Annotated in this window: 5 protein-coding genes and 1 pseudogene; 4 read left to right on the top strand and 2 right to left on the bottom strand. The window is 62.7% G+C overall.

The window, feature by feature from the left end:
- Positions 1-19: 19 nt before the first annotated feature.
- From SB725_RS27095 to SB725_RS27080, 4 genes and pseudogenes are all read left to right on the top strand, one after another.
- Positions 20-1444, top strand: a pseudogene (locus tag SB725_RS27095) (amino acid adenylation domain-containing protein); the annotation flags it as partial.
- 147 nt (positions 1445-1591) lie between these two features.
- On the top strand, positions 1592-1837 hold the full coding sequence (locus SB725_RS27090; protein WP_410922871.1) for a phosphopantetheine-binding protein: 246 nt from the start codon (positions 1592-1594) through the stop codon (positions 1835-1837).
- Positions 1837-13614, top strand: a complete 11778-nt coding sequence (locus tag SB725_RS27085) for a non-ribosomal peptide synthase/polyketide synthase (RefSeq protein WP_410922862.1) — start codon at positions 1837-1839, stop codon at positions 13612-13614. Before SB725_RS27090 ends, SB725_RS27085 begins: the two co-directional genes overlap by 1 nt.
- A gap of 119 nt (positions 13615-13733) precedes the next feature.
- Positions 13734-14690 carry an alpha/beta hydrolase gene (locus SB725_RS27080; protein WP_410922861.1) on the top strand — a complete coding sequence of 319 codons (957 nt, stop codon included), beginning with the start codon at positions 13734-13736 and terminating at the stop codon, positions 14688-14690.
- 220 nt (positions 14691-14910) lie between these two features.
- On the opposite strand, the gene SB725_RS27075 is transcribed toward SB725_RS27080, so the two are convergent.
- Positions 14911-17388 (bottom strand): TonB-dependent siderophore receptor, encoded by a 2478-nt coding sequence (locus SB725_RS27075; RefSeq protein WP_410922860.1) that lies wholly within the window; start codon positions 17386-17388, stop codon positions 14911-14913.
- A 187-nt stretch (positions 17389-17575) separates the two neighbouring features.
- A complete protein-coding gene (locus SB725_RS27070) occupies positions 17576-19225 on the bottom strand; it encodes a cyclic peptide export ABC transporter (protein WP_410922858.1) in 1650 nt (549 codons plus the stop codon).
- Positions 19226-19227 lie beyond the last annotated feature (2 nt).

Below are 19227 nucleotides of genomic sequence, written 5' to 3'. Positions count from 1 at the left end.
GTCGCCAACCTTGCACCGGATGTTCGAAGCTCAAACCGCGCAACAGCCGAACGCCATTGCACTGGTCTGCGAAGGCAAGCAACTGACCTACGCCGCGCTCAACGCCCGGGCCAATCGACTGGCGCGTATGCTGCGGGAGCAGGGTGTCGGGCCGGAAGTGCGGGTCGGCATTGCCACCGAGCGGGCGATGCCGCTGGTGGTCGGCTTGCTGGCGATTCTCAAGGCCGGCGGTGCCTACGTGCCGCTCGATCCGCACTACCCGGCCGAGCGCCTGAGCTACATGATCGAAGACAGCGGCCTCACGCTGCTGCTGACCCAACAGCATTTGATCGACGGTTTGCCCTCTTGCGAGGGCGTGCAGGTGCTGATCCTGGAATCGCTGGAGCTGGACACCTTCAGCGACGACAACCTGCCGTCGCTGGCGGCCGCTGACAACCTCGCGTACGTGATCTACACCTCCGGTTCTACCGGGCGGCCCAAAGGCGCATTGCTCAGCCATGCCAACGTCGGGCGCCTGCTGAGCGCCACCGCCGACGAGTTCAACTTCGGCCCGAACGATGTCTGGACGCTGTTCCATTCCTACGCCTTCGACTTTTCGGTGTGGGAGCTGTTTGGCTCGCTGTGCACCGGCGGACGCCTGGTGATCGTGCCGCATGACATCAGCCGCGAGCCGCAAGCGTTTCACCGTTTGCTCTGCGATGAAGGCGTGACGGTGCTGAACCAGACCCCGAGCGCGTTCCGCCAACTGATGCCGATTGCCTGCGCCAGCCCGCGCAGCATGGCCCTGCGGCAGGTGATTTTCGGCGGTGAGGCCCTCGACGTCGCGAGCCTGCGACCCTGGTTCGAACGCTTTGGCGACCAGCAACCCACCTTGGTCAACATGTACGGCATCACCGAAACCACGGTGCACGTGACCTACCGTGCGATTCGTCTGGCCGACCTGCACGGCAAGGCGCAAAGCCCGATTGGCCTGCCGATCCGCGACCTGCGGTGGTACTTGCTCGACAGTCAGTTACAGCCAGTACCGGTGGGCGTTGCAGGCGAGTTGTATCTCTCGGGCGCCGGCCTGGCGCGCGGTTATCACGGGCGGTTCGGCCTGACCGCCGAGCGTTTTGTGCCGAGCCCGTTTGACGCTTCGCAACGCCTCTATCGCAGCGGTGACCTGGCGCGCCAGCGTGTCGATGGCAGCATTGACTACCTTGGCCGCATCGACCAGCAAGTGAAGATTCGCGGTTTTCGCATCGAACTCGGCGAAATCGAAGCCGCGCTGCTGGCCCAACCGGGCGTGCGCCAAGCGGTATTAAACGTCCACAACGGCGACGGCGGACCGCAGTTGTGCGCCTACGTCGTGGCCGAGCACACCCCGCACGACCCGATTGCCTGGCGCGACACCCTGCGCTCCGCGCTCAAGGTCGATCTGCCGGATTACATGGTGCCGAGCCATTGGTTGTTGCTCGACGCCTTGCCACTGACCGGCAACGGCAAGCTCGACCGCAAGGCCTTGCCCGCGCCGGATGCCGAGGACTGGCAACGCCCGTTCGAAGCCCCCGAAGGCGAGCTCGAATCGCAACTGGCGGCCATTTGGGCGGACGTGCTGGGCGTGGCGCAGATCGGCCGGCGCGACCACTTCTTTGAACTGGGCGGGCATTCGTTGCTCGCCGCCCAGGCCAGTGCCCGTGTGGAGCTGGAACTGGGCATCGAGCTGCCGCTGCGCGCGCTGTTCGAATCCACCGACCTGCAGGCTTATGCCGCCATGGCCGGGCAACATGCCCCGGCTGACAACGATGCACGTCTTGATGCGCTTGAGTCGCTTCTCGACGAGATGGAGATCAACTGATGGAACACACCACTGCCCAGCGTATCGCCAGCCGTTTCGCCGGCCTGCCCGCCGACAAGCGCCGCGAGTTTCTGAGCCGCATGCAAGAGCAGGGCGTGAGCTTCGGCCAATTGCCGATTCCGCCGGCTGCCGAGCCGCAAACGAGCTTTGAACTGTCATACGCGCAGCAGCGCCAATGGTTTCTCTGGCAGCTTGACCCGCAGAGCGCTGCGTACAACATCCCGGCGGCGTTGCACTTGCACGGGCCGCTGAATGTCGCGGCGTTGCAGCAGAGTTTTGATGTGTTGTTGGAGCGGCATCAAAGCCTGCGCAGCCGTTTTATCGAGGATGACGGTCAAGTCGTTCAGACGCTGGCCGAGTTCACATCGCTGGCGATCGAACACATCGATCTGCGCGACGAACCTCAGGAACATCGCCTCGATCTCGCGATGAAAAGCGTCGAACAGGACATCGCTCGCCCATTCGATCTGCAACACGGGCCGCTGTTGCGGGTCAGCCTGTTGCAACTGGATGCCGAAGACCATGTGCTGCTGTTGACCCTGCACCACATTGTCACCGATGGCTGGTCGATGGGCGTGTTGGTGGAGGAGTTCTCCCGTCTCTACGCCGCGCATTGCCAAGGGCAAAACGCAGCGCTGGAACCGCTGCCGATCCAGTATTCCGACTACGCCGTGTGGCAGCGTCGCTGGATGGAAGCGGGGGAGCTGGAACGCCAGCTCAACTGGTGGCGTGACACGTTGGGCAGCGAACAACCGCTGCTGGAGTTGCCGACTGATCGCCCACGCCCGGCACAACCGAGCCAGCGCGGTGCACGTCTGGATTTCGCCCTCGATGCAAACCTGGCCAGCGGCCTGATGAGCCTGGCCAAACAGCGCGGCGTTACCCCGTTCATGCTGTTGCTGGCAAGTTTTCAGGCCTTGCTCTATCGCTACAGCGGCCAGTCCGACGTGCGCATCGGCGTGCCGATTGCCAATCGTAACCGTGCGCAAACCCGTGGCCTGATCGGCTTCTTCGTCAACACCCAGGTGATGCGCGCCGAACTGGACGGTCGCCTGCCGTTCAGCCAATTGCTCGACCAGACCCGCACCGCGTCGCTGGACGCCCAGGATTATCAGGACTTGCCGTTCGAACGTCTGGTGCAGGCGCTGCAAGGTGAACGCAGCCTCAGCCACAGCCCGCTGTTCCAGGTGATGTTCAACCACCAGCAAGCCAAACCGGCAGCGGTCAGCGGCTTGCTCGCCGGCCTGCGGGTCGAAGCGCTGAACGCCACGGCGCATACCACGCAATTCGACCTGCAACTGGACACGCAGGAGGAGGGCGACAAGCTGTTCGCCAGCCTGACGTATGCCACCGATCTGTTCGACGCCGAGCGCATCGAGCATCTGGCCCGCCACTGGCGCAACCTGTTGGCCGGCGTGCTGGCGAACCCGCAATGCCCGCTCGCCGAGTTGCCGCTGCTGGACGCCGACGAGCGTCTGCGCATTCTCGATGAACTCAATGACACCGCTCAGGCTTATCCGGGCGACGTCTGCGTACAGCGCCATTTCGAAGCGCGCGTGGCTGAAAACGGCGCGGCGACGGCGCTGGTGTTCCAGGGCCAGACCCTGAGTTACGCCGAACTGAACCTGCGCGCCAACCGCTTGGCCCATCACCTGCGCGCCCAGGGTGTCGGCCCAGAAGTGATTGTCGGGATTGCCTGCGAGCGTTCGTTTGAAATGGTGGTCGGCCTGCTGGCGATTCTCAAGGCCGGTGGCGCGTATGTGCCGCTGGACCCGGAATACCCGCGGGATCGCCTGAGCTACATGATCGAAGACAGCGGTATTTCGTTGTTGCTGACCCAGGAACATCTGCTGGCGCAATTGCCGACGCCCGATAACGTGCGGACCTTGTGCCTGCGCCCCGAGGCTGATTGGCTGAACGATCTGCCCGGCACTGATTTGCCTGCTTCTGATTTAAAGAGTCGGGCCGTCGGCGAAAACCTCGCCTACGTGATCTACACCTCCGGTTCCACCGGCAAACCCAAAGGTGCGGGCAACCGCCATGTGGCGCTGCATAACCGTCTGGAGTGGATGCAAGACGCCTACAACCTGCTGCCGACCGACCGCGTGCTGCAAAAAACACCGTTCAGTTTCGACGTGTCGGTGTGGGAGTTTTTCTGGCCTTTGACGCAAGGCGCCACGCTGGTCATCGCCGCGCCGGGTGAGCATCGCGATCCGCAACGCCTCGCTGCGTTGATCGTCGAGCAAGCCATCACCACGCTGCACTTCGTGCCGTCGATGCTTTCCGCGTTCATCGGCGCTGACGAATCGTTGGCCTGCACCTCGCTGACACGGATCATTTGCAGCGGCGAAGCGCTGCCAATGGAGCTGCAACGCCAGACGCTACGAAGTCTGCCGCACGCCAACCTCTACAACCTCTATGGCCCGACCGAAGCGGCCATCGACGTGACCCACTGGACCTGCGTGGAAGAAGGCCGCGACAGCGTGCCGATTGGGCGCCCGATTGCCAACCTGCGCGCCTGCATCCTCGACAGTGAACTGCAACCATTGCCACTGGGCGCGGTGGGCGAGTTGTACCTCGGTGGTGTCGGCCTGGCGCGTGGTTATCACCGTCGCGGCGCGTTGACCGCCGAGCGTTTCGTGGTCGATCCGTTCGGCAGCGGCGAGCGCCTGTACCGTACCGGTGACCTGGCGCGATATCGCACCGACGGCGCCATCGATTACTGCGGGCGCATCGACCACCAAGTGAAGATTCGTGGTTTGCGCATCGAACTGGGCGAAATCGAAGCGCGCCTGCAAGAACATGCCGACGTGCAGGAAGCCGTGGTACTGGCCCTCGACGGTCCGAGCGGCAAGCAATTGGTCGCGTATCTCGTGCCGCAGGATCGCGCACTGCTGGACGCCACTGCCGATCAACAAGGCGCGTGGCGCGAAACCCTGAAAAGCCATCTGCTCGCGAGCCTGCCGGATTACATGGTGCCGGCGCAGACCGTGCTGATCGAACAAATGCCCTTGAGTCCCAACGGCAAGCTCGACCGCAAACGCCTGCCCGCGCCCACCGCGCACATCAGCCAACGCGCCTTCGAAGCACCGCGCAGCGAACACGAGCAAGTGCTGGCGCAGATCTGGCAGGACGTGTTGGGCGTGGAGCAGGTCGGGCGTCAGGACAACTTCTTTGAATTGGGCGGTGATTCGATCATCTCGATTCAAGTGGTCAGCCGTGCGCGTCGTGCAGGCCTGAGCCTGCAACCCCGCGACTTGTTCCAGCAGCAGACCTTGCAAGCGCTGGCTGCGGTGGTCAAAGAGCACGCCGCGCCGCTGGCACAACAAGGGCCAGTGGACGGTGTGCAAATACTCACGCCGATCCAGCGCTGGTTCTTCGCCGAACCCATCCCGCAACGCGCGCACTGGAACCAGGCCGTGTTGCTGACGCCGCGCGAAACCCTCGAACTGCCGCGCCTGCAAGCCGCGCTGCAACGCCTGCTCAAGCAGCACGATGCCCTGCGTTTGCGCTTCAGTCAGGTCGAAGTCCAATGGTCGGCGCGTTATGTCGGGGCCGACAGCGCGGACGTGATCGACATGCTCTGGACCGCTCGCGTGGCCAGTGATGCCTCGCTGGAATCGGTGTGCGATGAAGCGCAACGCAGCCTCAGTTTGCAAGACGGTCCCTTGCTGCGCGTGGCGTTGATTGCGCAAGCCGATGGCTCCCAGCGTTTGCTCTTGGTGATTCACCACTTGGCGGTGGACGGTGTGTCCTGGCGGGTGTTGCTGGAAGATTTGCAGGCGGCCTACCTTGAGCAAGCGCTGCCGCCGAAGACCAGCGCTTTCCAGGCGTGGGCCGAGAAACTCGACGCCTATGCACGCTCCGAAGCAGCCACTGATGAACTGAGTTGGTGGCAGGCGCAGCTGAGCGTGGCGAATGATTGGTTGCCGGCTGCCAATGCCCACGCCAGTCAGGCCGGGCATCTGCGCCAGGGCGTCAGCATCGGTCTGGACCGTGAACAAACCCGCCAATTGCTGCAACAGGCGCCGGCGATCTACCGCACGCAAGTCAACGACCTGCTGCTGACCGCACTGGCCCGCACCCTCAGCCGCTGGACCGGCGACCAATCGGCACTGATTCAGCTCGAAGGCCATGGCCGCGAAGAACTGTTCGACGACATCGACCTGACCCGCACCGTCGGCTGGTTCTCCAGCCTGTTCCCGGTGCGCCTGACGCCGACCGCCGACCTGGCGGGTTCGATCAAGGCGATCAAGCAGCAACTGCGCGAAATCCCCGGCAAAGGCATGGGCTACGGCCTGTTGCGCTACATGGGCGATGCGTCGACCCAAGCGGCACTGGCCGCGTTGCCGCAGGCGCGGGTGACGTTCAACTACCTCGGCCAGTTCGACCAGAGCTTTGCCGAGGACGCGTTGTTCACCCCGGCCCGCGAATCCAGCGGTGCCGCGCAATCGGCCGAGGCACCGTTGCCGAACTGGCTGTCGGTGGACGGTCAGGTCTATGGCGGCGAACTGAAGCTCGACTGGACCTTCAGCCGCGAATGCTTCGACCGGCGCGAAATCGAAGCCCTGGCGGCAGATTTCCGTATCGAACTGCTGGCGCTGATCGCCCATTGCCTGAGCGATGGCGCGGGCGGCGTGACCCCGGCGGACTTCCCGCTGGCGCGGCTGACCCAGGCGCAACTCGATGATCTGCCGGTGCCGCCGGCGCAGATCGAGGACGTGTATCCGCTGTCGCCGATGCAGGCCGGTTTGTTGTTCCACAGCCTGTATGAGGGGGAGTCTGGCGCCTACGTGAACCAGCTCAGCGTCGAAGTCCGTGGCCTCGACGCCGAACGATTGGGCCGTGCATGGCAAGCGGTGCTCGACACCCATCCGATCCTGCGCAGCAGTTTCCACTTCCCGGAGGGATTCGAAGCGCCGGTGCAGTTGGTCCATCGTCATCTGCACTTGCCGATGACCTGCCTAGACTGGCGTCGTCGTGGCGATCAGGCCGAAGCGTTGATTCAATTGATTGACAACGAACGCTTGCAACTCGACCCGACCCGGGCGCCGTTGATGCGCTTGACGTTGGTGCGACTCGACGATGATCGCCAACAACTGATCTACACCCACCATCACCTGTTGCTGGATGGCTGGAGCAATTCGCTGTTACTCAGTGAAGTCCTGCAGCGGTATGCCGGGCAAGCGGTGCAGGCGCCCACCGGGCGTTTCGCCGATTACATCGGCTGGCTGCAACGTCAGGACGCGCAGGCCGATGAACTGTTCTGGCGCGAGCAACTGGCCAACCTCGACAACCCGACGCTGTTGGCGCAGAGCCTGGCCCATGGCGGCGGTAAACACCTGTCGACGGCAGGGTTTGGCGACCGTCGCCAGACGTTCGATGTTGGCACCAGCCAACGCTTCAGCGAGTTCGCCCGTCAGCAGAAAGTTACGCTCAACACTTTGGTGCAAGGCGCGTGGGCGCTGCTGTTGCAACGCTACAGTGGCCAGCGTAGCGTGGCGTTTGGCGCGACCGTGGCGGGGCGGCCGGTCGATTTGCCAGGGGCCGAAAGCCAGCTCGGGCTGTTCATCAACACCTTGCCGGTGATCAGCACGCCAGATGCGCTTGAAAGTGTCGGCCACTGGTTGACTCGCTTGCAGGCGCAGAACCTCCAATTGCGTGAGCATGAATTCACCGCCTTGGGCGACATTCAGCGCTGGGCCGGGCGGGCCGGCGAGCCGCTGTTCGACAGCCTGCTGGTGTTCGAAAACTTCCCGGTGGCCGAAGCGCTGCAACGGGGCGCACCGGCCGGGTTGAGCTTCTCGGTCCCGCAGAACCATGAACGCACCAACTTCCCGCTGACCCTGGCGGCGACTGCTGAGCGCCAGCTCAGCCTGAACTGGAGCTATCAGTGCGCTCACTTCAGCGCCGAAGCGATTGTCCGCATGAGCGAGCATTTGGCCGCGCTGCTGTCAGCGATGGTCGCCGCGCCTCAGGCCGCATTGAGTGAACTGGCGCTGCTGACCGCGCCGGAACGCGCGCAACAATTGGTCGAGTGGAACCCTGCGTTCACCGCCACGGCAAACCCGCTGTGCGTGCATCAATTGATCGAAGCCCAAGCGGTTATCCGCCCGAACGCCACCGCGTTGATCTTCAACGACCTGGAACTGAGCTTCGACCAGCTCAACCGTCGCGCCAATCAACTGGCCTATCGCTTGCGCGCACTGGGCATCGGCCCGGAAGTGCGGGTCGGCCTGGCGATGCAGCGTTCGCCGGAAATGATCATCGGCCTGCTGGCGATCCTCAAGGCCGGCGGTGCTTACGTGCCGCTGGACCCGGCGTACCCGGCCGAACGTCTGCGTTATCTGATGGAAGACAGCGGCATTGCGCTGCTGATCAGCCAGTCGTGGCTGCGGGAAAAACTGCCGTTGCCGCCAGGTCTGCCAGTGCTGGAAGTCGACCGCGAACCGCTGGAATCGATGGCTGACACCAACCCGGTCAACCTCACCTGTGGCGACAACCTCGCCTACCTAATCTACACCTCGGGCTCCACCGGGCGGCCAAAAGGCGTCAGCGTGGCCCACGGTCCGTTGGCCATGCATTGCCTGTCGATTGGCGAGTTGTACGGCATGACCCCGGACGACCGCGAGCTGCAATTCGCCTCGATCAGCTTCGACGGCGCCCACGAGCGCTGGCTGACGCCGCTGGTGTTCGGTTCGGCGGTGATGCCCCGTGACGATGAGTTGTGGAGTGTCGAGCGCACCTGCGCCGAGATCGAAAAACACGGCATCACCATCGCCTGTTTCACCCCGAGTTACCTGGCGCAGATCGCCGATTTCATGGGCGAAGCGGGGCGTGACCTGCCGATCCGTTCCTACACCCCGTGCGGTGAAGGCATGGCCAAACATGCCTTCGATGAAGTGCAACAGGTGCTGCAACCGAAACGACTGATCAACGGTTACGGCCCGACCGAAACGGTGATCACGCCGCTGATCTGGCTGGCGTACCCGGATACCGAATTCGACTCGGCATTCATGCCGATAGGCCGGCCGGTGGGCAATCGCAGCGCCTATATTCTGGACGGCGGTTTGCAGCCGCTGCCGGTCGGCGTCGCGGGCGAGTTGTACCTGGGCGGCGAGGGTGTCGCCCGGGGTTACCATCAGCGTCCCGATTTGACGGCTGAACGTTTTGTGCCGGATCCGTTCGTGCCGGGTGCGCGTTTGTACCGCAGTGGTGACCTTGCGCGGTTCCGTGCCGATGGCGTCGTTGAGTACCTGGGCCGGATCGACCAGCAAGTGAAGATTCGCGGGTTCCGTATCGAACTCGGCGAAATCGAAGCCTGCCTGCTTGAACATAAAGGCGTGCGTGAAGCCTTTGTGATCGACCGCGACGGCCCGGTCAGTCGCCAATTGGTCGGTTACGTGGTGCCGCGTGATCCGCTCGCCGATGAGCAGGACCTGCGTGAAGCGCTGACGGCTCATCTGCGCAGCCGCTTGCCGGCACACATGCTGCCGGCGCATTTGATGTGCCTGGCGGCGTTGCCACTGACGCCGAATGGCAAGCTTGATCGCCAAGGACTGCCGGCGCCTGAGGCCACTCGGCAGCAGCACGATCACGTCGTCGCCGCGTCGCCGGCCGAAGCGCTGCTGGTGGAGATCTGGCAGGAACTGCTGGGGCTGGAGTCGGTGGGCGTCACCGAGAACTTCTTTGAACTGGGCGGGGATTCGATCATCTCGCTGCAAGCGGTGAGCCGTGCCGGGCAGCGCGGGTTGGTGTTCAGTCCGAAGCAACTGTTCGAACAACAGACGATTCGTGCGTTGGCCGTGGTGGCCAGCAGCCGTGAAGCGGCGTTGGTTGACGTGCCGACAGTCCCGGCGTTTGCGCTGGTGCCGCACATCGACGTTGCCGCCCGTGAAGGTCTGCAAGACCTGTATCCGTTGTCGCCGATGCAGCAAGGCATGTTGTTCCATTGTCTCGATTCACCGGAACTCAACCCTTACGTCAACCAGTTGAGCGTGGCGGTGGACGGTTTGCAGGTGCCGCGTTTCCGCGCGGCGTGGCAGATTCTGGTGGAGCGTCACGAAGTGCTGCGGGCGGCGTTCCGCTGGCGCGACGGCTTGGCCGATCCGCTGCAAGCGGTGTTCGCCGACGTCGAGTTGCCCATCGAAGAACTCGACTGGCGTGAGCGCAGCGACACCGAGCATGCGTTGCAGGAACTGGCCGCCGCGGAACAGGCCAAGGGCTTCGACCTGAGCTGCCCGCCGCTGATGCGCTTCATCCTGGTGCGCCTCGGTGATGACCGTTACCAGATGATCTGGATTTACCACCACTTGCTGCTGGACGGCTGGAGCGCCTCGCGTCTGTTGGGCGACATGCTGCGCCTGTACCACAACGACACCTTGCCGAGCCTGACCGGTCGCTACGCCGATTACATCGCTTGGCTGCAGCGTCAGGACGGAGCGCAGGCCGAAGGCTTCTGGCGCGAGCGCCTGGCATTGCTCGAAGAACCGACCATTCTGGCCAAGGCCTCGGGTGCCGCTGGCTCCGGGCACGGCGTGATGTACAGCAACCTCGACAGCGAGGCGACGCGCAAACTGCACACCTTTGCCAAGCGTCAACGCGTGACGCTGAACACCCTGGTGCAAGGTGCGTGGTTGTTGCTGTTGCAACGCCACAGCGGCCAGCGCAGCGTCGCGTTCGGCGCCACGGTGGCGGGGCGTCCGACCGGATTGGCCGGAGCGCAGGACATGCTCGGCCTGTTCATCAACACCTTGCCGGTGATCCAGACGCTTGATCCGCAACAGCCGTTGGGCGAGTGGTTGCGCGAGTTGCAGGACTACAACTTGATGGTCCGCGACTACGAACACACGCCGTTGTCGGACATTCAGCGTTGGGCCGGGCAGGGTGGCCAGGGTTTGTTCGACAGCATCATCGTGTTCGAAAACCATCCGGTGGACCGCGCGCTGCGCGGGGGTGAGGAAGGTGAGCTACGTTTTGCCGAGGTCGGCAGCGGTGGCGTGACCAACTTCCCGATGGACTTGATGGTCAGTGCCAACGAAGAAGGTTTGGAAGTCGAGTACCTGTTCCTGCGGGACCGCTTCAGTGACGTGGAAGTAGAGCGTATTCGTGCGCAGCTTGAAGGGTTGCTGCGTGCGTTGCCGGAAGATGCGACGTGTCTGCTCGGCACCATTGGCCTGCCTGAATCGCGTATCAGCCTGCCGCAAGCGTCGACCGACAGCGCCGATGTGTTGCACGCGTTCAATCAGCATGTACAGACGCAGCCACAGAAAATCGCCTTGATCTGTGAGGATCGGCACGTCAGCTATGCGCAGCTTGAGGCGCAAGCCAATGGGCTGGCGCAGCAGTTGATCGACCGGGGCATCGGCGCGGAAAGTCTGGTGGCGGTAGCGTTGCCGCGTTCCGAACGCACCATCATTGCGTTCCTCGCGGTGCTTAAAGCGGGGGCGGCTTACCTGCCTTTGGACCTGGCGTACCCGGCCGAGCGACTGGCTTATATGTTGAGCGATTCGGCCGCGAGTCTGTTGCTCTGCGACAGCGATCTGGGCGAACGGCTGCCGTTGGCGGATAGCCCACCACGCCTGCCGTTCGATCAGTTGCGCGTCGTCGACAACGCGGCGTGCCCGCTTTCCAATTCGTTGCCGGGGCATCTGGCGTACCTGATCTACACCTCCGGCTCCACCGGCCAACCCAAAGGCGTGGCCGTGGAACGCGGGCCGATTGCCCGGCATTGCCGCGACATTATCGAACTCTACGAACTGGCACCGCGCAGCCGTGAATTGCACTTCATGTCGTTCGCCTTCGACGGCGCTCAGGAGCGTTGGCTGAGTGTGCTGTTGGCCGGCGGCAGTCTGGTGATCCGCGAGGACACTGTGTGGACCCCGGAACAGACCCTGGAAGTGTTGCATCGTCATGCCGTCACCGTCGCCTGCTTCCCGCCGGCGTACCTGCAACAGATGGCCGAAGTCGCCGAGCGTCTGGGCAATCCACCAGCGGTCGAGGTGTATTGCTTTGGCGGTGACGCGGTGCCGGACGCCAGTTTCGAACAGGTCAAACGCGCCTTGCGTCCGCAGCGTCTGGTCAATGGCTATGGCCCGACCGAAACCGTGGTCACGCCGCTGTTGTGGCGTGCCGAGACCAGCGAAACCTGCGACGCGGCGTATGCGCCGATTGGTCGAGGCGTGGCCGGGCGTGGTGTGTACGTGCTTGATGCCGACCTCAATCCGTTGCCGGTCGGCGTCAGCGGCGAGCTGTATCTGGGCGGCGAATGCCTGGCGCGGGGGTATCACCAGCGTCCGGGCATGAGCGCCGAGCGTTTCATCCCCGATCCGTTCGAGGCCGGTGGCCGCATGTACCGCACCGGCGATCTGGTGCGCCAGCGCGAATGCGGGTTGATCGACTACCTGGGACGGCTCGACCAGCAAGTGAAGATCCGTGGTTTCCGTATCGAACCGGGCGAGATCGAAGCGCGCCTGCGTGAGTGCGCGGGCGTGCAGGATGCCGCCGTGGTGGTCCACGACACACCGAGCGGCAAGCAATTGGTCGGTTATGTGGTGGCGGCCGGCGCAGTCGGTCTGGATCGTCGCTTGAAGGCCGAACTGCAAGCGCAACTGCCGGATTACATGGTGCCGGCGCGGATCATGGTCCTGGAGTGCTTCCCGCTGTCGGCCAACGGCAAGCTTGATCGTCGCGCACTGCCTGCGCCGGAATGGGCGCTTGGCGGCTATCGCGCGCCGCGCAACCCGCTGGAAACGGCGCTGACCGCGATCTGGCAAGAGGTGCTTGGCGTGCCGCAAGTGGGCATCGACGACAACTTCTTCGAACTCGGCGGCGATTCGTTGCAGGTGCTCAAAGTGATTTCGCGGGTGCGCAGTCAGCCGCAATTGGGCTTTGAATTGAAGCTGCGGGATCTGATGCAGAAACCGTGCATCGCTGAGCTCAGCGACTATCAGTTGGCTGAACCGGCGACCGCACCGGACCCGTTGCTGGCGTTGAATGCACGGATCCCCAACGTGCCGGCGTTGTTCTGCCTGCACGCCGGTTTCGGCACGGTGTTCGACTACGAACCGCTGGCGCGACGCCTGGAAGGACGGCGCACGGTGTACGGCGTGCAATGCCGCATGCTGCTTGATCCGCAGTGGCAGGACGAGTCGCTGCTGGCCATGGCGCAAGCCTATGCGCAGCGGATTCGCGGTCAGCAGGCCAAGGGGCCGTATTACGTGTTGGGCTGGTCGTTGGGCGGTGCGTTGACGCAATTGGTCGCTCACGAACTGGAATCCCGGGGTGAAACGGTTGCGTTTGCCGGGCTGATCGACAGTTACGTGGCGGGCACGGCAGAAGCGGGGGACTGGCGCGAGGATCTGGGGGACTTCCTGAAGTTTGTGCTGGGGTTGCCGGCCGATGAGGCACAGGCATTGATCGCGCTGAAAGCCGCGGACTTGAACGAGCGTGAAGGTTCCAGCGCCGTGATCGAGGCGGTCATGCACGGCTCCAACGAACAAGCCACGTTGGGCGCAGGGGAACTCACGCAGATCTTCGCGACAGGTTCACGCCTCAAGCAACTGGCGCTGGCGCATCGGCAACTGCCGGTGATTCAAGCAGCGGCGCACCGCTGGTGGGTGGCCGAGCGCGAGGAGGAGCGTCGAGTGTTCGAGGCGCAGGTCGGCAGCCATGGTGTGGATCGCCTGTTGGCCGGCGGACATTACGAACTGCTGCGTAGCGACGGGTTGCTGGATGAGTTGGAAGACCTGTTGGAGCGTCGCAGGGTCATTGCATGACGTTTCTGTAGGCGCAAGGCGTGCCCGCGATGGCGATCTCAAGGGCGCTATCGCGGGCAAGCCATGCTCCTACATGTCCAGGTTCGATTATTGATCTCTCTGTTTAAAGGACTCATTCCATGGCCGTATTGCCAGAACTTGAAGCATTTCTCGAACTCGCCGAGTTCGGCCGGATGACCGGCAAAAGCCGCGCGATGCATGAGCTGTCAGCACAACAGGCGCGGATCGATTTTGAAGCGTCGTCGGCGTTTCTCGACGTGCCGCTGGAAACCGTGGTCTGTGAAAATTTCACCATTCCTGCCCGCGACGGTCATAGCCTGTCGGCGCGCTTGTATCGCGACGGGCAAACGGTCGAGGGCATGCAACCGGTGGTGTTGTATTTCCATGGCGGCGGCTATGTGGTCGGCAGTCTCGATTCCCATGATGCGTTGTGCCGACGCCTGGCCTCCCAGGGCGGTTTTGCGTTGCTGACCGTGGATTATCGACTGGCACCGGAATGGCGTTTTCCGACGCCCGTGCAGGATGCCTGCGACGCTGGCAACTGGCTGGTGCGTGAAGGCGCGGCACGAGGGCTGGATGCCCATCGGGTGGCATTGGTCGGTGACAGCGTGGGCGCGACATTGGCCACGGTGTTGGCGATCATGGCGGTGCGTGAGCCTGAGGAGCTGGCGTTGAAACCCAAGGCGCAGGTGTTGCTGTACCCGGTGACGGAGGCGACGACCCAGCGTGCCTCGCATCGGGATTTCGCTGAGGGTTATCTGCTGGAAACGCCAACACTCGATTGGTTCTACGCGCATTACGGGCGCACGCCGCAGGACCTTTCGGACTGGCGCTGCTCGCCGTTGCTGGCGGCGGATTTATCCGGCGTGGCACCGGCGCTGGTGTACTTGGCCGGGCATGATCCGCTGCATGATGAAGGGCTGGCCTATGCCGACCTGTTGCGTGCGGCGGGGAATGAGGTGACGTTGCTGGAACAGCCTGGGATGACCCATGACTTTATGCGCATGGCGGGGTTGTTGGGGGAGGTTGAGGGGATTCATGCGGAAGTGGCGGGGTGGGTGCGCTCCCGGGTTTGATATTTTGTGTCGGGCTTGATGGTTTTTTGGTGAAGCGACTATCGCCATCGAGAGCAAGCTCGCTCCCACAGGGATCTTCAGTGGACAAATAATCTGTGTTCACACCGGTCCACTGTGGGAGCGAGCTTGCTCGCGATAGCGTCATCAGACTCACCATAAATCATGGCCAAAAAAATACCCGCATCTCACGACACGGGCATTTTTCATTTCAGCTCACCCCTCAGAAATCATACTTCGCCGTGATCTGCAGGTTGCGCGGCTCGCCGTAGAACGTCGTACCGAAGTTACCCAGGCCAGACATGTACTTCTTGTCGAAGACGTTGTTGGCATTGGCGGTGAAGCTCAGGTGCTCGTCGTACTGGTAGCGGGTCATCAGGTCGACGAGGGTGTAGCCGCCTTGCTTGAGCAGGGTGTTGCCACCTTCGCCATTACCCACGTTCGGGCTGTAGCTCTGGCCGTAGAACGCGCTTTGCCAGCTGATGCCACCACCGACGGTGAACTGATCCAGCGCGCCCGGCAGGCGGTAGGTGGTGAAGGTGCGCACGACGTGTTCCGGTTTGCTGGAGGCCAGCGGGAACCCGTAGATACGTTGCTCATCCTTGTCGCGGGTGCGGGCGTAGGTGTAGCCGGCCGACAGGTTCCAGCCCTCGGCCAGTTCGCCGGCCAGTTCCATTTCGACACCTTTGGTGGTGGCGCCGGAGATGGCTTCATAGACGTCTCGACCGGTGCCGACGTCGGTGGTGACATACTGGGCAACGTTGTCCTGATTGATCTGGAACAAGGCAAAGGTGGCGTTCAGCTTGCCTTCGAAGTAAGCCGCTTTCAGCCCCGTCTCGTAGCTGTCGCCTTCAACCGGGTCGAGGGTCGAACCGCTTGCGTCCAGGTAGATTTGTGGCTGGTAGATCTTGGTGTAGCTGGCATACACCGAGTACGTATCGTTCAGGTCATAGACCACACCGGCGTACGGCGTGACAACGCCATGTTCCTTGTAGCTGGCATGGGTGTCGGTCAGGGTTGCCCCCGGATAGTACGAGTAGTCTTCGTTGTACTTGAAGGTGCTCAAACGGCCGCCGAGGATGAACGACAGGTCGTCGGTCGGACGCAGGCGCGTGGCCATGTAGATACCGTTCTGGCTTTGGGTGCGTTCGTACTTGCCGTTTTTCGGGAACTCCTGTTTCGGCAGGTGACCGTTCCAGTCGAAGATGCTGCCCGGCACCAGTTCAAACGCGCTGGTGTCGTAGGTCGCACCGGTCTGGCGCGAGTGGGCCGCCATGAAACCGGCGACCAGTTCATGCTCGCGACCACCCAGCGAGAACGGGCCGGAGATGTTCACGTCACCGGAGTTCTGCACGCGATGACCTTCCCAGCGACCCCAGTACAGGAAGTTGCCTTCGCCCGTGACAGGGTCTGCGGAGCCACCGCTGGCCGAGGCCAGTTGGGTGTCGTGATCGGTGGTTTTCTGGTCGAAGCTGGCCTTGAATTTCCAGCCATTGGCCAGCGCTTGTTCAAGCGACGCGAAGTAAGTCGTGCTGTCGAAATCGCGGCGGCTCCAGTCGGCACCCGGGTTGAAGCTGCGCGAGAAGTCGGTACGGCTGCCGTCGGTGAAGTACGGTGCGTTACCGGTCCAGGTGCTGCCGCGTGGAGTGACACTGGACTTGTCGATGCCAAACGTCAGCAAGGTGTCGTCCGTCAGATCGGCTTCGATGATGCCGTAGAAGAGGTCTTTTTTCTGGCTGTAGTGGTCGATGTACGAGTCTTTGTCCTGGTAGGCGCCGACGAAGCGACCCCGTACGTTGCCGGTATCGGTCAGTGAACCGGAGATGTCGCCCTCGGTGCGGTAATTGTCCCAGGAGCCGGCGGTGGCGCTGACCGAGGCCTTGAATTCCTTGGTCGGTTTCTTGCGGATCAGGTTGACGGTGGCCGACGGGTCGCCCGCGCCGGTCATCAGGCCGGTAGCGCCTTTGACGACTTCGATGCGGTCGAGGCTGGCCGCGTCGTCGCCGTTGTTCGGGTTTTCACCGTACACGCCGTCGTAGGGAATGTTGACGCCGTCGTACTGGAAGTTGGTGATGGCAAAGCCACGGGCGGAAAACTCGGTGCGGTCACTGTCGTACTTCTGCATCGTGACGCCGGGGGTGTTGCGCAAGGCGTCAGACACACTCTGTACACCGCGATCGTCCATCTGTTGACGCGTCACCACGGTGACCGATTGCGGGGTTTCACGAATGCTCAGCGGCAGCCCGGTCGCGGAGGCGGTGGCGCCGGTGGTGTACGAGCCGGTGTCTTCCGTGGTCATGCCCAGGGCCTGGCCGGAAATGGTGGTCGCGCCCAGTTGCAGGCCCGAACCGCCACCGGACATCAGGGTCACGGTGTTGCCGTTGATCTGGAACGAAATGCCGGAGCCTTGCAGCAATGCCTTCAGGGCATCAGACGGTTCCAGCGAACCGGACACCGCACGGGACTTGATGCCGGCCACCTGATCCGGGCTGTAGAGGATCTGCAGATTGGTCTGCATGCCCAGTTCGGTCAGCGCATTGGAAAGCGGCTGGACGGCAATATTCACTTTTACAGGTGCAGCATTGGCCATCGAGCTCCCCAGCAAGGTGGCGGTCAGCAATACGCTTGTAAACAGGGTGCGATGCAAAGTCGGGCGCTGTACGGCCAGCGCGAGAGGTGTGCGGCGTGGTTGAGGTCGCATTACTTACCTGAGCTCCTGAAAAGTGTGGTGCAAAGTTATTGTTAATAAGAATGATTATTAAGACGGGGCGTGGACGTAAAACCGGAAAGAAACCTGAGAAATAAATGTCAGAAGGATGAAACTGGGCGAAAACGCCCGTCATGCTCCGATGCGGTCTGTAGCCGCTGGGGTGGTCTCTAGGGGGCTTTCAGGCAGGGGCGAGTTCGGTGACCACCCGGCCGCGATCCATGCGCACCAGTTGATCGGCGACATCGAAATAACGGTCATCGTGGGAAATCACGATGATGGTCTTGCCCAGGCGTTTGAGGTCCGGCAGCAGCTCGGTGTAGAAGATTCGGCGGAAGGTCGGGTCCTGATCCGCCGCCCATTCATCGAACACCAACACCGGACGTTCCTCCAGCCACGCATTGACCAGTGCCAGGCGTTTGCGCTGGCCGGTGGAGAGGTCGGTGGTGGTGAAGTTGCCGTCCTTGACGCTGACCTTGTGCGCGATCTCCAGCCTTTGCAGGTATTGGTTGGCGTCTTCGGGGATGTGCGTATCGCCCTGGACCACGTCATCGAACAGGTAGTAGTCGGCGAAAATCGTGGTGAACAACTGGCGATAGTCATCGCGATTCTGCGCGTCGATGGCCTCGCCGTTGACGCTGATTTCACCCTGCTGCGGCGTGTACAGACCCAGCAGCAACTTGATCAATGTGGTCTTGCCGCAACCGTTCTCGCCGACGATAAAGGTGATGTCGCCTTGCTTGATCGTCAGGTTGACCGGCCCGAGCTGGAACGGCGCCGCCCCTTCAACGGCCGGGAAAGCGAAACGCACATCGGCCAGCTTCAGTTCGTGCACGGCTCGTTTGACCTGGCCCTGATCACTCAGCAGCAGATGCGGTTCCGGGGTGGAAAACTGCTCGGACAACTCGGCGATACGGCGAAAAGCAATCTGCGCCCGGCTGACAATCGGCAGGGTGCTGATCAAGTGTTCCAGCGGGCCTTTCATGTACAGCAACACCAGCACGAAACCGCTCATCACGGTTTTATCGGCGCTCGGCCAGAAGGCTTGCAGTGCCAGCGCCAGGCCGATCACCACGAAAAACAGCATCGAGCCAAAGGTCTTGGCGATCACGAAGGTGTTGATCGAACGCACCTGGGTGTTGCAGATGAACTCGGCGGTGGCCTTGATGCCCGAGACGAACATGCGCTGGCGGCGCGGGCGATGGATGCGCAGTTCCTTGGCGCCTTCGGCAATCGCGTTGTAGTGCTTTTGCAGTTCGTCTTCAGCGTCGCGGGCAGCCATGAAACCCTGCACGCCTTTGCTCTGGGCATAGGCCTGAATCGCCGTGCCGATCAGGATGGCGGCGACCATGATCAGGAACATCGGCCACGACAGGATCGCCAGGTAACCCATGCAGCCGAGGGTCACGGTCACCGAAATCGCCAGCGGGGCGAAGGCGAAAGCGAAGTCGCTGATGGTGTCGACGTCGTGGGTCAGCACCGGGATCAGCCGGTGGCTGCGGTAGCGCTCGATCTGCTCGATGGGCGCCGACAGGACCTTTTCGCCCAGCTGTTTACGCAGCTTGGCGATGATGTGCTGGCCAACGTAGTTGGTGCCGATGTCGGAGCAGATCGAACTCAGCAGCGCCAGCAGGCACAGGCCGGCGAACAGCGCGACCACGCCCTGAGTCAGGCCGGTGTCCGAATGCAGGGCGTTGTTGATGGTCGCCAGCAAGATCGTGACGCTCAAGCCGCCGACCATGCCCAGGAAAATGGACGCGGCGACGATCAGCCGAAAGGGTTTCAACAGGGCGAACAATTCGCCGATGGCGCCACGGGGAGGCTGGGTCATGG

It is taken from the genome of Pseudomonas sp. SIMBA_041 (assembly GCF_046535095.1).
Classification (GTDB): domain Bacteria; phylum Pseudomonadota; class Gammaproteobacteria; order Pseudomonadales; family Pseudomonadaceae; genus Aquipseudomonas; species Aquipseudomonas mucoides.
This window is presented reverse-complemented; position numbering and strand designations above follow the sequence as displayed.